The organism is Candidatus Zixiibacteriota bacterium (genome assembly GCA_026397505.1).
Classification (GTDB): domain Bacteria; phylum Zixibacteria; class MSB-5A5; order GN15; family PGXB01; genus JAPLUR01.
This window is the reverse complement of sequence record JAPLUR010000119.1, coordinates 1-15,933: the sequence shown is the minus strand read 5'-3', so window position 1 is coordinate 15,933 and position 15,933 is coordinate 1. Positions and strand designations below refer to the sequence as shown.

The window sequence follows — 15,933 nt, the reverse complement described above, 5'->3', positions numbered from 1 at the left end:
ATGCTTTATTCAACTATTTCAATCATAAATGGCACAGAAACAATGAAATAATAAAAACCATCAAAAACATGATACAAAAAGCAGCCTAAATAAATGAAAAAAAGGATATACCAATTTCCACACTAATATTGACATTACCGTTCAGTGCCGGGCAACAGGCGCTACATGATTATGACTTACCCAGTCGGCTGAACGCCCAGGTGGCCAGCCGGCGGGCTTCACGGAAACGCGTCTGCGGGCCGGGAGCGCCCAGAACAACCACGGTAACTTTCCTCCCCGAGCCATCCTCCATAACCGTGGTAAGACAATAATCCGACTCGGAAATATAGCCGGTCTTGCCGGCCAGAATTCTATATTTGGAGAATACCAGTTTATTGGTGTTGACAACTCTCTTGAGTTTATTGCGGTCAACGGTCCGATAGGTGTAATCTTTCAGGCTAGTAATCCGCGCGATTTCGGGATAAAGCATTGCCTGATTAATAAGGCGGGCGCAGTCGGCCGCCGTGGAGCGGTTCCGCTCATCAAGACCGGTCGGCTCGTACATAACCGTATTTGTCAGTCCGATTTCCCTCGCTTTGGCATTCATCTTATTGGCGAAGGTCTCAAAGTTCGGGGAGACAGAATGGGAAAGGGCCCGCGCGGCCCGGTTGTCGGAACGGATGAGGGCCACGTGAAGAAGATCCCTGACTGTTATCCTCTCCCCTATCCGCAGGCTGGATTTGGCGGAGTTCGTACCATCATCTTCGGTGATGGTCATGATGGAATCAGGTTTATAGTTATCAAGAACCACCATCGCCGTGAGCAATTTCGAAATTGAGGCCACCGGCATCATGGAATCGGCGTTATAGCAGTACAGAACCTTATGCGTCTTGTTATCAATGGCTATTCCGGATTTTACATTGAGGCGGATGCCGGCGCAAATATTACTGTCGGGCAGGTCGAAATCAAAAGCTCTTCTGCCGGCAACCGGGTTCGCCAGTGGCGTTGAACCAATCTCGTTCAGGACAATATTACGTCCGATGACAAATATGGCGGCGGCCCCCGCAATAATGAAGATTATTACTTTCAGCTTTGATTTCTTGGAGAAACGTTTCATTTGTATCTCATCCACTTAATGATTTCCGGCAAAGTCGGCCTCTTGCCATACATCAGAATCCCGATTCGAAAGACTCTTGAAGTCAGCCAGATAACCAGCACTGTCGTCAGGGTTGTAATGACCACCCCCAGCGCTGCCTGGAATATAATTGGGTTGCCAAATGAGAAATTCTCGGCTCCAATCACATTCATTCTCAAAATCATCATAGTCGGGGTAAAGAACGGAACCAGCGACAGGGTCACCGCCAGGACCGAATCAGGCTCCTGAATTATGTACATGGCAATAATAATCGGAAAGATGAGCGACATGGTGATTGGGAACAAAAAGTTCTGTGCCTCTTTGTCGGTGTTGCAGACCGAGCCGATCAGGGCGAATAAAGTAGAATAAAGGATATATCCAATCACCAGATAAATTACGAAGAAGGTGATAAATACGGGATTAAATATTATCCCGGAGATATCGGCGCTGACATTTAACGCCCCGCGATAGCTATAAATTCCCAGTCCAATGATCACCCAGACTCCCACTTGTGTCAGGCTGGCCAGGCCGAGACCGATTATTTTTCCGGCCATAAGCTGGAATGGAGAAACGGATGAAATCATCACCTCCATTATCCGGGAATTTTTCTCCTCGATGACCGAGCGCATTAGAATTTGTCCATAGCCGATGACGGTTGAGAAAATTATCATGACAAAGACAATCCCGGCCATATACATCGTCAGAAAATCACGCACCTTGCCGCCCGGCGCTTGCTGGGTCAGTTCAATTCTCCGGGTTAGAGTCAATACCGAATCGGAATTCAGATTGATATTAGATTTCTTGAGTCGTATGCCGGCGAGAATATCCGAAATGCGATTCTCAAAGCGCGAGGCGGTGCTGATACTGAATGATTTGGCAACCAGATAAGCCGAATCTTTATCGGCTATACCTTTCCCCAGAATCAGGTAGCTTTTCAAAGTCCCCCCGGAAACCAGCGAGTCCAGGGCTTGTCTGCGTTCGGCGACGGCGATAGAGTCATCTGGATCCATCACATATATATCAGTAACTTTATAAGATGGCGTGCTGTCATCCAGTTTATAACGCTTTATCGCCTCTTTGAATGCCTCTCCTATCCCCTGCTGGTCGAGGTCTATAATGGCAATCTTTTCCATTGTCGCCGGTTTCTTGGTAGCCAGCATAGCCGGAAGAACGGTAATGGCGATCATAAATATAGGAGTAAGAAGAATTCCTATCAGAAATGATTTTTTCTTGACTACCTGGGCATATTCCCGCGCGATAAGAATCCAGAGCTTAGACATTTGATGCCTCCGTTCCCGATGTTCTTCTGGGGTCGGTACGAGCCACTTCGATAAATATTCCATACAGCGATGGAGACATCATTTCAAACCGCCTGATATTGACTCTATCTGCAATCTGTTTCAAAATCTCATGGCTGTCGGCGTTATGAGCCAGTTTCAATTCGAAATAATTGTTGAACTCGGAAACAGATTCCACCCCGGCCATTTCCCGAATGAAAGAGCCATCGCCCGCCATCTCAATCTGAATGGAGTTCTTTCCAAATTTCGCCTTGATATCGGCAAGACTCCCGTCAAGCACTTTTTCCCCTTGATTTATCAGACATATGAAATCGCACAATTTTTCCGCCTGCTCCATAACATGGGTAGAGAATAGGATGGTCGTACCGCGCCGTTTCTCGTCAAGAAGAATCCCCTTAATAAGCTCGATATTTAGCGGATCCAGTCCCGAAAAGAGCTCATCGAGAATGATCAGTTCCGGTTGATGAATAAGGGTCGTAATAAACTGCAGCTTCTGCTGCATACCTTTCGAAAGCTCCTCCACCTTACGCAGCTTATACTCCGAAAGGGACATCTTCTCCAGCCACGGGTCGATCGCCTGATTTATCCGGGCTCTGTCCCAGCCTTTCACCTGCGCCAGAAAAGTGATCACCTCGAGCAATGTCATCTTCTTGAATAGTCCCCGTTCCTCCGGAAGGTATCCGACCCGATTCTTGAAATTCCCGTCGGCCTTTCGTCCTTCCACCAGGATGTTCCCGGAGTCGGGCGCGATAATATCCATTATCATTCTGATAGTGGTTGTCTTGCCGGCGCCATTGGGGCCGAGAATGCCATAAATAGCCCCTTTGGGAACTAAAAGAGAAAGGCTGTCGACCGCTACCTTGCCGTCATAAGCCTTGCGAATGTTGTCCAGTCTCAAATACTCTTGCACAATGACTCCAATCTACCGCTATTTAACATCAGAACTACGGAAGGTCAATAAAAAAATCAGAGATTCAGCATTTCCTTCATTTGTCGGGCATTTTTGACTGCCTGCCCCAGGTGGCAGTTATTGAAAAATATATAAAGCTTGCCGGCTTTCCCCTCAAGTTTTTTCACGCGCTCCTTCCATTCCTGCAATTCCTCCGGGCTATAGTCATAATCATACCGCAGCGCTCCCCCCTCCCACCATTGCCGGCTGTTACGGCCGTGGAGGCGAAGATAAGCGGTGTCGGTGGTAGTAAAAAGGTCCGGCTTCAGAAGCCCCGGCAGTTGCGGCTCATCCACCGCCACATAACCAATATTCTCTTTTCGCAAGGAATCATACATTTCCCTATTAACCCAGCTGTTATGCCGGAATTCCGTAAAGAGCCGATGGGGCTGTAGGAGGTCGCGGCAGCGGCTGATATAATCGAGGTTCTCCTTTGAAAACTTGAATGAGTATGGAAACTGCGCCAGCAATCCTTTCAACTTGCCTGATTCAGACATCGGTTTCAGACATTCGCAGAATTCAGCGACTCCCTTTTCAATCTCTCTTCTTTTGTGCGTGAGTATGTCGGGTGTCTTGACGATGAATTCAAACCCGGCCGGGGATTTCTCCTCGATGTTGGCCATCACCGCCGGGTGCGGAATACGATAGTAGGTGGAGTTTATTTCCACGGTATTAAAATGTTTGACATAATGGTCGAACATTTTCCCCTTCTTAATATCCGGAGGATAAAAGGGTCCGACCCAATCATCAAAACTGTATCCCGACGTGCCGACCTTTATTTCCATAGCCTAATTATATCTTCCACCGATTTTACGAAATTGATCCGCAATAGTTGCTGTCACTTCTTAATTCCCGCCTGCTGGAATCGGATCTTGCCGCATTGCGGGCAGACCCATTTCCGCTGTTTATGGAAGGAACGCTTCAGTTCCTTCATCCTTATTTTGCATTTCGGACAGGTCATTGGATAACATGCAAAAAATCAATCAATAGAAAATCAACGCGCCCGATCAAAGTTGACAGCCGGGACATAACCGTATAGCCGAAGGTGGCTCCGAAGAAAATCATCAAAAAATAAGTCCCCAGTCTGGCCACTTTCCCCATGACGCCGTCATGTTCGCGACTGAAATAAAAATAAGCCAGAGTCGATATCATTCCGATCACCACTACCAAAGCCGAAATATTGAAATTCCCGTTTTCAATCATCGGTTGCACCGAAGCCGAGACCTGCTTCAATGTGCGGGCATAAAGCATCGCCGGTATGGCCACTCCGGCGCCGGCGCCGATCATGAGTGCAATCGGTATTCGCGACAACCATGAGAATTTTCGCGTGAACCGGCTGAACATCATCAGCCCCAGGACTAAAGGAATGATCAAAATCAATTTCGTGTCTCTGATCAGAGGATAAAATAGAATATCCATCAGGGTCGTCTGCCAGTAGATGACCAGGGCATATCCTATCGAGAGGCCGATAAGAAGCGATTCCGCCGCTTTATATACCGGGTTGTCCTTATATAGAAATGAGTATATGGCCAGGGTGAGAAGCCCTGCGATCATTACACCCCAATCCATATCAGCCTCTCCCCTTTCTATTCCGGAAATAAAGAATATTCCCAATTGCGATGAGAGAGATTATAAAGAGATGAGCCGCGGTCTGTGAGATCATACCGCGATTCCCTCCGCCGAGATGTCCATCAAGATTCTCATATTCGGCGGCCCCCTTCAATCCCCCCACGGCCGAATAGAGTTGTCCCGATCCGAGATACGGATCGTACGTAGTAATCATGGCCGCGGTGATCCCGGCGATAATTTTCTGTTTATACCTCGCTCCCGCATACTCGATCCATTGCACCGTCCTGTCACCGTCGGCAATTGATATCACAACAGCAATATCGCCATAGTTGGAAATATTCTTCATCAAGGCGAGATTGTCCAATTTATTCCCCGAATAATCTTCGGGGAAAACTCGCCTGATCGATTCTCCCATACCCAGGATGGCGGAAATATGCTGCGGCTTGAATCCGAGAAAGAGATAGTCCTGACCGTACACCCGCCCAAATTCCTGAGCGGTTTTATTCAGCATACGGTATCCGATAGCGGTCCCCTCGGCAAAGAGCGAAAGACCGACGACCCTCAGATTCCTTCGGAAAGCATGCCGAAGCAGAGCGAGAGTGATCGGTTGAATTTCGGGAAGGGAGGATGCCTCATGGTCAAATGAGATCATCACTACCGATGAATCCGGCAGATTCTCAAGATAATCAAAGGCCCTCCGCACTTCCGGCGAGGGAGTCGTTTCTATCCTTAACGTGACCAAATAGGATAGTACCACGACTATAAAGAGCGAGGAAAATATGATCCATCTTACCCTGAGCCGATCCATCACTCACCCCGCAGGTAAGTACGTTCAATGCCGAGAATGACCCGCAGGGCGGTGGTCATGGAGCCAAGACCGATGCCGATCAGAATCGCCCGCCGGGCCGCCATCGAGGGATAATTCTGGATCCAGAATGTGACTTTGGGAAAAGTGCTTGACAGCAATTCCGTAATCGGCACCCGTCCAATCAATACAATCACAGCCGCGACAAGCAGAATGGCCGCCGGTACGGTGCGGGCGCGGAAACCGCGGAACGAGGCCGAGGCGACAAAAAAGGCCAAGAGCGAAAAAACCGTCGCCTGCATCGGCGCCTGGATATTTTCGAAAACCCAAAGGAATGGAGAACCAATTCTTGTTCCCCCCGCCAGGGCCAGGATTGGCATCATGACCAGGCCCAATAGAGCAATCGTTTTATATGGCGTCTCTTTTCTGAAGCTGATGCTCTTGAGACTGTTTTTCATAAATCCGGCCGCCCCGACTAGAAGAGTAAAGGCGAAGATTATCTGCCACCAGTCAAGAATATTGCTGTAGGCCGCTTTGGCCAGAGGGTGAACCGAAAAATACTGCAGGAACATTATGACGCCGAAAATCAGGCAAATCAGCAGCGGAATCCTTGTCGCCATCTAATATCTCCACCAGCTCGATGTCGGATCGACGGTCGCCCAGATGACGGCCAGAACCACAAATAGCGCAATGAGAATTTTCAGAAGATCCTGCGCTCTTACCGAGGCCAGAATAGAGTCATTCCCGGTCAAATATCCCGAGGCGGCAAAGAGCTCCTCGCCGATCAGAGTATAATCACAGGCCACAATGAAGAAGGCCAGCTGTATGGTGGAGTCTGTTCCGGCAATCTGTATGGCGCCGACCGCATTGCCGGTTTCAGCCATAATCAGCGATTCAGCCTCAAAGGTTCCGAGCAGGAAAATTGATGCCGGTTTGGTGCGGCTGATTATACCATCGACCGCCGCAGCATATCCGAACTGCGATGATGAAATATAGAAAATATCGTCAGCCCGAAATCGGTCCGGGTAGCCGGCTTTGATACATCCCTCTCTTACTACCTCCTGGGCCACGGCCATGATGACCGGGTCGTGTGTCGGGTATATCAGCCGGGAATCGTACTCCGCCGCCTTCTCGGCGACCGTCGATAGAATATTCATCGAAGCAATTGTTGTCGGCCGCTGGATATCGCCACCGTATCCCGGGGTAAAGAGAATCGGTGCCCCCATTTCGGTCGCCCGCCCGACTGCTTCCTCAATTGCCTTAAGTCCGGGGATTTCCCTGATCTTGAACTTCTTCCCTTTTCTAAGGGATATTATGGCATAAAGCACGACGATAATGGAAATGATCGATATGACCAGTGTGGGCATGGTACCGCTGTCAAACCAACCCTTATTCTCTGCTGGACTATCGCCGGCCATAGCGGCTGTCAGATTAAGAAAGCATATCAATGCTGTATAGAGACCGATTCGATAATATAAGAGAAAGCGCATGGAAATTAGTAAATTGATTCACCGGTCATAAATCAACAAAAAGTTTGACTTGACAACAGCAGATTGGATTTATATTCTCGAATCATGAAAAAGGCATGTTTGATTGGATTACTGACCGCACTCTCCCTTATGGGAATTCTATCCTGTTCTCAGGGTGGTCGTCAGAGCGGCCCGGTCACGCTGGAATGGTGGCAGTTCTGGACCGATCCGTCTATCCGGCCAACCATCGAGAAAATGATTTCTGATTTTGAAGCCAAAAATCCCGGAATCAAAATTGAAATGACCGACCTTACCTGGGGGAATGGCCATGAGAAGATTGTTGTGGCCTTCTCCACCGGAACGGCTCCCGATATTGTCGAGCTTGGTTCCGACTGGGTGCTCGAATTTTCCTCAGAAGGGCTATTGACCCCGATCACTAGAGATATAATAGAGGATACGGCCGGATTCTACGGCTGGCCACCGGCCATTTTCGACCGGGAAATATATGCTTTTCCCTGGATACTGGGAACGCGTGTGCTGTTTGTCAATAATGCCCTTGTCAAGCAGGCTGGCTTCAAAGACCGCTACGCCCCGGCAAACTGGGACCAATTAAAGGAACTCTGCCTTAAGATTGACTCTCTCGGCAAGGATATTTATGGGTTTGGGTCTAACGCCGCGGAAAAACATACATTATATAAGAAATTCCTTCCTTTCTTCTGGGCCGCCGGAGGGCGAATTATCAGCAAAGACGGCAAATATGCCGTAATTTCAAGCGAGAAGGGTTACGAGGCGCTCAAATTATACAAATTTCTTAATGACAGTTGCTCCATGGTCGATACCCAGCGGCGCCTCGAGGATGCTTTCCTCGCCGGGAAAGTAGGCGTCATCATTTCAGGCGACTGGCTCCTCAAACGAATCCGAAATGAGAAGAATCCGATTGATTTTACGACCTCCCTTATACCCGGCCCCACTTATCCCGGCAAGTCTTTTGTCGGCGGAGAGTATCTGGCAGTTAGCGCCAAATCCGCTCACCCGGTCGAGGCGCTGAGATTTATACGATATCTCACCGAAAAGGACAATCAGCTGCAATTCTGCCGGGCCAACTACTCAGCCAATCCCTCAAGCAAAGCCGCTGCCAAGGATAAATTCTTCAGCGATGACCCCAATCTTGAGGCTTTCATTATGGAAATGAATCTTTCTCCGTTTCCTCCACCTGACCGGCGATGGGTCGATATTGAAGATATCATCGAGAATATGCTTGAGGAAGTACTTTTCAACGGTGCACCGTCGGCCGAATCGTTACACAAAGCGCGCAATAATATTCAGAAACTGATTGATAATAAATGAGGTCGTCCCGGTCGATTGGATATCTCTTTGCCTCCCCCTGGATAATAACGTTCCTCATCTTCTGGCTCTTTCCGCTCTGCTATTCGCTTTATCTTGGATTCACCGATTATCGCCTTCTCCGCCCCACCTATAACTGGGTAGGAATGGACAATTTTGTCGCCCTTTTCTCCGACCGCGCCTTTCTCGAAGCACTGAAAAATACTTTCATCTTTGTTCTGGGAACGATTCCGATCACCACCGTGATTTCCCTCTTTCTCGCTCTCCTGGTTGATAGAAATTTCCCCGGCAGGACCCTGTTTCGCTCCGGATTTTTCATGCCATCGATCACCTCGATGGTGGTCATTGCCTTAATCTTCACCAATCTCTATTCGCGCGGGGGATATATCTGCCTCCTGTCACAGATGGTTGGCCTCACGCCGCCGGAAAATGGTTTTCTGCTCTCGCATAAGACCGCCCTTTTATCCATTATGGCGATGGATGTCTGGATGTCGGTGGGATATTATATGCTGCTGTTTCTGGCCGGTTTAAAGTCAATTCCGGGCGAACTGTATGAAGCGGCTGATGTCGCCGGGGCCGGTTCCATACGCAAATTCTTCCATATAACTCTCCCGCTTCTGAAACCGGTCGCCCTCTTTGTCATCGTCATCAACACCATCAAATCCTTTCAGGTCTTTATCGAGATGTTTGTCATGACCAAAGGGAATTATGGCACTTCCAGCGCCGTCTACTTTATCTATGAAACCGGCCTTAACCGCTTTGAATTCGGATACGCATCCGCGGCCGCCTATATCCTTTTCCTCATCATCGCCGGATTCTCCATTCTGCAATTCGGATTAATTAAGCAGAGGAACACCTGGTGAGACCGGCAAAGTATCTCCTGCTCGCCTTTATTCTTGTCATCATGATCTTTCCCCTTTTCTGGATGTTCCGGGTTTCACTCGCCCCGGCGGCTCTAACCGTCACCCTTACTTCTCTATTTTCAGCACAATATACATTATTATCATATTATGATATATTTAGTTCCGGAAATATGTTAATCTATTTGTTTAATTCGACCATGGTCGGGATAGTGGTCACGCTGGGCAATATTCTTTTCTGCTTTATGGCCGGATATGCTTTCTCCCGCTACCGGTTCATTGGCAAAAACCTCTGGTTCTATTCGGTTATATTTGTTCTGATGATCCCGGCCCATATCATAATCATCCCCCTCTATTTGTTGATTTATAAAGCAGGAATGTACGACACCTATTGGGCTCTGGTTCTCCCCTTTCTGGTCAATCCAATAGGTGTCTTTCTGGTCAAGCAATATATTGACACCCTGCCGGCATCGATGGAGGAAGCTGCACGGATGGATGGCGCCAGCGAATTAACTGTCCTCTTCAGAGTGGTCATGCCTCTTTGTCGACCGGCTCTGGCGGTCCTGGCCATTCAGGGATTCATGACCAACTGGAACTCATTTCTTTTCCCTCTTATTTTGACCAGTTCGGAATCGGTGCGAACGCTGCCGGTGGGTCTGGCCCTCTATCAGGGGCATCAGGCGATTGACTGGCCGCACTTGATGGCCGGTTCGACTCTGGCCGTTCTACCGGTTCTGGTAATTTTTCTTATTTTCCAAAGGCAGATAGTTTCCGGCATAACTGCCGGTGCCGTAAAGCAATAGCCCAAAAATCTTATATTTTATATTGACTTTCGAGAAATTTCGTCATATATCCTTTGCAATTATTGAGGTTTGAAAGAGAATTCGATCATATTAAACATAATTGGAGGTAAGATGAAAACCCGGATTTTCCTATTGGCGCTGGCGGTGATAGCCTTATTGCTAGCTGGATGCGCCAGTAAAGGGTATGTCGACCAGAAGCTATCGGAAATGCAGGCCAAGGTTGATTCCGATGTGAAGACGGTTAAGGCGCAGTCGGATATGAATGCCGATGAAATCAAGAAGATGGAAGCACTGACCAAAGAACTCTCGGACAAAACCGATAAGGCTCTTAATCAGGCCAAAGGATTTGAAAATTACCGGGTCATATGGGAAGGCTCTGTCAATTACGATTACGACAGCTATGAACTCAATCAGCTGGCCATGGACAATATCGAAGGGCTCGGTCAGAAGATGATCGATAATCCCCATTCGATATTGGAGGTCGCCGGTCACACCGACCGCAGTGGATCTGCCAAATACAATTTCCTGCTCGGCATCAGAAGGGCCGAAGCGGTCAAGACCTATCTGACCGACAAATTCGGCATCGCCCTTTATCGGATGTTCACGGTCAGTTATGGCAAAGCAAAGCCGATTGCCATGCCGGATGAACAGAATGCTAACGCTAAGAACCGCCGCGTGATCCTGAAGCTCTGGGGCCCGCTGCCTTAATTCGGAATCTACCATGCAGACTTTAGAGGCGGGGTACGTTATGACCCCGCCTTTATTTTTTTACTATGGCTGTCGCCGTTTCTGCCGTTTCATGCGGACAAGATATCTCAGATTCATGATTTGAAAAAGTTTCCGGAATGCCGGAAAGGTAACTTGATTCGGTCACAGAGCCGGTATGAATGCATACTATTTGAAGATAAACTCTACCCCGGCCGATTCGAAACGAGAACGAATTCGGACCGTGTCCGGATAGATAGCGCCGGTCTCGGCCAGCTTCAAGGGAAACAGAGAACCAAAATCCTGTCGGCCATTGGCATCACGGTCAATGAATCCATTCAGGATATATTTCCCGGACGGCAATTGAAAATTGAAATGCTTTCCCATGATGCTGAAGGTAAAAGCTTTATTGTCGGTTACGGATTTGAATTTGAGATATGGAATGTCGACCGTATCGACATCTGAATCTATGGCCATCGTACCCGACACGGATCCCAGAGAATCCTGACTGTAGGTCTTAAACGTATATGTCTTGATTGAATCTCCAGCCTGATTCCCCGCCATATCGGATATCAGCCGCTCGTTCACCATCATTTGATATACTTTACCCCACTCCAGCCCGGAAACATGCAGATTCAGGCGAAAATCGTCGTTCCAGCGCCATCCGGCAGAAAGAAGGGTGCTGTCGGAACTGCTTATGCTGACAGCACTGTCATTGAATGTTTGCCGGTTTATCGGTTCTGAGAATTGTATGCCAATAACGCTGTCGGCCGGAAAAACAATCTTCCCGGAATGTGAGATCGAGGTTATTGTCGGTCGATTTCTATCCGATTCAGACTCGATGTCAAAGGCGGCGCTCTCTATAAATGAGTTGCTGTCATTTCTCTGATTGACTGCTTCCTTTTCTATCCTAATACGATAATGGCCGTCGGCAAGCGACGGAAAATAGAAATTCAGGGCCGAGATGGTATCTGTTTCTTTCTCCAATATCGCAGCCGGATTAATCCCCTTGCTCGTAGTGTCTTCTGGCATCAGGAAAACCTTTTCCAGATTGCTTTTGATCAATTCCGCTGGAATCACTCGCGAGAGACGCACTTTCAGTAAATGGTCGGCGGTAATAGAAACGGAAATAATGGAGACAGTGCTGGTATCATCTTTAAGAAGGTTGAAGTTGATATTGCGCGGCGCGAACCCGGTGTCAATGTGGGCCATTCGGTCAGGCAAGCCGTAGGCCTCCTGCGGATAGTCAAAAAACTGATTCTTATTTCTGTCATCGAAAGCGAACGTGAAGTATCCGCCCCGCGGGAGATACTGCAGGGCATATTCACCGTTCTTGCCCGATTGTGTCAAAAACGGCGGATATAGGGAGTCGGAACGCCCGATTATTCCGATGGAAGCGCTGTCAAAAAGGCCGACCGTCATTCCCGCGGCCGGTTTGGCCTGCTGAAAGATGACGCCGTCAATTTCGCCCCGGCTTATCGGCCCGCCGGTTGAAAAAGCAAAAACATGTGACTTTTCCATTTTGTTGCCGCGCAGGTCAGTGACCGCCGAACCGATGCTGACCACATAGGTTGTACTATCCGCCAATGTTTGTGGAAGCAGAATATTCAGGATCCTGCCGTTCCACTTGTATCTCATTATTCCGGACGGGCGCGGAGAAATAAAAACGGCCGACTGAGCCGAAGCCCGGTCAATGTTCTCAGAGAAAGTGACGGAGATATTGTCACCCCGGGCGACATTCACCGAATCGGCCGAGGGAACCGATGCCAAAATTGTCGGTGCAGTTTTATCAATCGGCCCGCCCGGTGGCGGTTCGATTCGGGCGCAGTGAATGAATATGAGCGACAGGGATGCAAGCAGAAAAAGGATCAAATGAGAATAACGCTGCCTCATTGCTCCAATTTCTCCTTGATCGCTCTGTTTCCGGGATCGATTTCCAGCGCCCTTTTCCAGAATATGCGGGCATTGGCGGAGTCGGCCAGAGCTTGATAGACATCCCCCAGATGTTCCAGAATGGTGGCATCATTACTGATATAATTATAGGCGCGAAGCATCTGCTCCAGAGCGCCGCGGAAATTTCCTTTTTTATACAATATCCAGCCATAGCTGTCGATATAAGCGCCATTATCCGGAATTATCGCGAGAGCGTTCTGGACCAATTCGGTCGCATAATCGAGTCGAACGCCCCTTTCGGCCAGCATATAAGCAAGGTAATTGAGAGACTGACTGTGCTCCGGGCGGATTTTCAATATGCTTTCGAAGATGGTGACGGATGAATCAAAACTTCCTTTTTTCTCCAATGCCGCGGCCATTACAAATAGCAATCGCACCGAATCGTCGGGATTCTTCATAAATTGAAGACCATCCCGATATGACAGTATCTCCGAATCGGCTGAATCCTGTACCTGATAGACCAGTCCCAAATTCAGCCAGCCATCGACCACGGAATCGGCCATAGCCGTCACCCTTCTGAAATCGGTCCTCGCCAGGTCATAATCTCCCTTCAGGAATGCCGTCCGGCCGCCATAATAATAATTGAGGATATTTTCATCCCCCTGATTGAGGAGCAGTGTGAATATCGAATCAGCCAGTCGGAGACTATCGACATCATAATAAATTATCCCCAGTCTTCGTACCAGATTGCGATCCTGTGGCGCGAGGGGAATAATATTTCTGGCAACGACGACAGCCTTGTCTAATTCATTATCTTCTTCGTAATATCCAAGGAGACGATTCTGAATCATAACATTCCCGGGCGAAAGACGGCCGGCCAGCTCGAGATATCTTTTGGCCTCGACTCGATTCCCGCTCTGCTCATATATTACCGATATCCCCAGATATGATCGGACATTATTCTCGCTGGAATCAAGAGTGATCGATTGAAAATAACTCCCCTTCGCCTCGTCGAGACGGTTGAGACGCATCTGCAGATTGCCGATTTCCTGAAAAACACGAAAGCTGGGTGATATGTGAGAAATATTCCCATAGGCCCAGACCGCCGAATCCAATTGGTTGCCCTGCTGATAGAACGCGGCCAGATAATGATAAGCGCCGACATTATTGGAATCGATTTTGACCGCCTCGCGATAGGCTGTCCGCGCGGAGTCATCGACCCCCAGAGCGCGATAGCTGTCGGCCAGAAGAAGCCAGTGGCCTACCCCGCGGCGACGCACGCTTTCCAACTCCCTTAAAACACGACGGTAATCTCCCAGACGGAAAAATGTCCCGGCATAAGCATAGCGAATCTCCGGGGAGTCAGGATAGAATCTCAGTGCCTCGGCATACTGCCGATTGGCCATGTCAATTTCCCCCATTGCCTCGAATATTGTGCCATTGGCATAGAAGGAATAGGCTTGACGGTCAATCATATTCCGGCTTGGCAAAGGTGGAAATCCTGAAGTTCCCTGATCGATCCCCTTCAATGCCTTGCCGCCGCCGCAACCATCAGCAATCCCCAGAAGCAAAATCAGAACAATAAAATACAATCTTCGCATATAGAGCTTGTAATCAAATCGGGCCGTATGAGTTTCCATATTTCATTGACATCGTAGCCGGAGAAATTTCCTCTTCCCCACTTTCAGAAGAATATTATCCTGCAGAGTCAGTTCCAGATTTTCATCGGCTATTTTTTCGCCATTAATCGAGACTCCTCCCCCCTTTATTAAACGGCGCGCTTCGCCATGGGATGGCGCCAGGCCCCCCTCAGTCATCAATCTGACAATCCAGGCTTTCCCGCCATATTTATGACAGTCATATTCTCTTATTTCGTCCGGCTCTTCATGCAGGCTGAATATTCTTTTGAATTCCCCCCGGGCCTCTCTTGCGGCTTCCGGTGAATGATACATCCGGACGAGAGTTTCGCCTAATTCCTCCTTCAGAGTCTTTGGATTAAGGGCCTTATCTTCAAGTTGTGCCTTAATTCTGACCAGCTCTTCACGTGTGACATCCGTGGCCAGCTCAAAATAGGAGTATATCAAATTATCGGGGATAGACATTACCTTGCCGAACATCTCCCCGGCTGCTTCATCAATTCCGATATAATTTCCAAGCGACTTGGACATCCGGTTAACTCCATCGGTGCCGACCAGAACCGGAAGGGTCAGTATCATCTGCGGTTGAACACCATAGTCACCCTGGATTTCACGCCCGGTCAGCAGATTGAATTTCTGCTCCGTGGCTCCGATTTCCACATCGGCCTTGATTGCCACCGAATCATACGCCTGCATCAAGGGGTAAAAAAGCTCATGGACAGAGATCGGATTGCCGGCTTTGAAGCGAAGGTCAAAATCATCTCGTTCCAGCATCCTCGCCACGGTGAATTTGGCCGCCAGCTGCATTATCTCTCTAAAATTCATCTTGGAAAACCATTCACCGTTGAAATGGATTTCCGTTTTTGATTCATCAAGAATCTTAAAAAACTGCTTCTGATATGTCTCGGCGTTGGCCATAATCTTCTCATAAGAGAGCTGGGGACGGGTCGCCGACCGGCCGGAGGGATCCCCGACCAGACCCGTGTAATCTCCCACGATGAGCACAATCTGATGCCCCAGTTCCTGAAACTGCTTCAGTTTCCGGATCCCAACCGTGTGACCAATATGGATGTCCGGCGCGGTCGGGTCAAATCCCTGTTTAACACGGAGAGGTTTACTCTCCTCAATAGATTTTTTGAGCCTGGCTCTGAATTCCTCATCAGGCAAAATCTCAACCGCCCCGCGGGATATTATCTCGTATTGTTCCTGAAATTCCTTCATCATAATTATGGCTCTCTGATTATTATCGGTTATTCGGCAATATCGGTTAAGGCATTTCCTTTCAGCCTCTTGCGAGAATAACCAATTCCCGCCAAAAAAACAAGAATTAATATTCTACGGGGCTATTCCAGGTAATATCTTTATAAGTGTGTAAAAACGACAAGAGGTGTATCCTTAAGATTTACAAGCTGATTCAAAAGGAGACACCTAATGTCGTATAACGAGTTAGATTTTAGCAGGAGAAACATAGTCTTTGCGCTTTCGGA

The 15,933-nt window shown here is 48.5% G+C and carries 15 protein-coding genes; 4 read left to right on the top strand and 11 right to left on the bottom strand.

The window, feature by feature from the left end; translation table 11 throughout:
• Window positions 1-169: 169 nt before the first annotated feature.
• The 8 genes from NT002_12345 to NT002_12310 all read right to left on the bottom strand — a co-directional run bounded on the left by NT002_12345 (window position 170) and on the right by NT002_12310 (window position 7,153).
• Window positions 170-1,096, bottom strand: a complete 927-nt coding sequence (locus tag NT002_12345) for a serine hydrolase (protein ID MCX6830051.1) — start codon at window positions 1,094-1,096, stop codon at window positions 170-172.
• Entirely contained in the window at window positions 1,093-2,394 is a 1,302-nt protein-coding gene (locus NT002_12340) for an ABC transporter permease (protein ID MCX6830050.1), read from the bottom strand. Before NT002_12340 ends, NT002_12345 begins: the two co-directional genes overlap by 4 nt.
• Complete coding sequence (locus NT002_12335; GenBank protein MCX6830049.1) at window positions 2,387-3,322, bottom strand: ATP-binding cassette domain-containing protein; 936 nt, start codon at window positions 3,320-3,322, stop codon at window positions 2,387-2,389. The genes NT002_12340 and NT002_12335 overlap by 8 nt, the downstream gene beginning before the upstream one ends.
• 56 nt (window positions 3,323-3,378) lie before the next feature.
• Entirely contained in the window at window positions 3,379-4,146 is a 768-nt protein-coding gene (locus NT002_12330; protein ID MCX6830048.1) for a DUF72 domain-containing protein, read from the bottom strand.
• Between the two features lie 172 nt (window positions 4,147-4,318).
• Complete coding sequence (locus NT002_12325) at window positions 4,319-4,930, bottom strand: hypothetical protein (protein ID MCX6830047.1); 612 nt, start codon at window positions 4,928-4,930, stop codon at window positions 4,319-4,321.
• Window position 4,931: 1 nt separating this feature from the next.
• Complete coding sequence (locus NT002_12320; GenBank protein MCX6830046.1) at window positions 4,932-5,738, bottom strand: hypothetical protein; 807 nt, start codon at window positions 5,736-5,738, stop codon at window positions 4,932-4,934.
• Window positions 5,738-6,355, bottom strand: coding sequence for a hypothetical protein (locus tag NT002_12315; protein MCX6830045.1), 618 nt, complete (start codon window positions 6,353-6,355; stop codon window positions 5,738-5,740). Before NT002_12315 ends, NT002_12320 begins: the two co-directional genes overlap by 1 nt.
• Complete coding sequence (locus NT002_12310; protein MCX6830044.1) at window positions 6,356-7,153, bottom strand: hypothetical protein; 798 nt, start codon at window positions 7,151-7,153, stop codon at window positions 6,356-6,358.
• A 156-nt stretch (window positions 7,154-7,309) separates the two neighbouring features.
• On the opposite strand from NT002_12310, the gene NT002_12305 reads away from it, so the two are divergent.
• The 4 genes from NT002_12305 (at window position 7,310) to NT002_12290 (ending at window position 10,919) form a co-directional block, all read left to right on the top strand.
• Window positions 7,310-8,551: an extracellular solute-binding protein gene (locus tag NT002_12305; GenBank protein ID MCX6830043.1), complete on the top strand. Its 1,242-nt coding sequence runs from the start codon at window positions 7,310-7,312 to the stop codon at window positions 8,549-8,551.
• A complete protein-coding gene (locus tag NT002_12300) occupies window positions 8,548-9,411 on the top strand; it encodes a sugar ABC transporter permease (protein MCX6830042.1) in 864 nt (287 codons plus the stop codon). Before NT002_12305 ends, NT002_12300 begins: the two co-directional genes overlap by 4 nt.
• Window positions 9,408-10,211: a carbohydrate ABC transporter permease gene (locus tag NT002_12295; protein ID MCX6830041.1), complete on the top strand. Its 804-nt coding sequence runs from the start codon at window positions 9,408-9,410 to the stop codon at window positions 10,209-10,211. Before NT002_12300 ends, NT002_12295 begins: the two co-directional genes overlap by 4 nt.
• Before the next feature lie 111 nt (window positions 10,212-10,322).
• Window positions 10,323-10,919: an OmpA family protein gene (locus tag NT002_12290; GenBank protein MCX6830040.1), complete on the top strand. Its 597-nt coding sequence runs from the start codon at window positions 10,323-10,325 to the stop codon at window positions 10,917-10,919.
• Window positions 10,920-11,105: 186 nt separating this feature from the next.
• On the opposite strand, the gene NT002_12285 is transcribed toward NT002_12290, so the two are convergent.
• The 3 genes from NT002_12285 to tyrS are packed head-to-tail and all read right to left on the bottom strand — an operon-like array spanning window position 11,106 to window position 15,667.
• Window positions 11,106-12,809: an Ig-like domain-containing protein gene (locus NT002_12285; protein MCX6830039.1), complete on the bottom strand. Its 1,704-nt coding sequence runs from the start codon at window positions 12,807-12,809 to the stop codon at window positions 11,106-11,108.
• Window positions 12,806-14,449, bottom strand: a complete 1,644-nt coding sequence (locus NT002_12280) for a tetratricopeptide repeat protein (protein ID MCX6830038.1) — start codon at window positions 14,447-14,449, stop codon at window positions 12,806-12,808. The genes NT002_12285 and NT002_12280 overlap by 4 nt, the downstream gene beginning before the upstream one ends.
• 3 nt (window positions 14,450-14,452) lie before the next feature.
• Window positions 14,453-15,667 carry a tyrosine--tRNA ligase gene (gene tyrS, locus NT002_12275; protein MCX6830037.1) on the bottom strand — a complete coding sequence of 405 codons (1,215 nt, stop codon included), beginning with the start codon at window positions 15,665-15,667 and terminating at the stop codon, window positions 14,453-14,455.
• Between the last annotated feature and the right edge of the window lie 266 nt (window positions 15,668-15,933).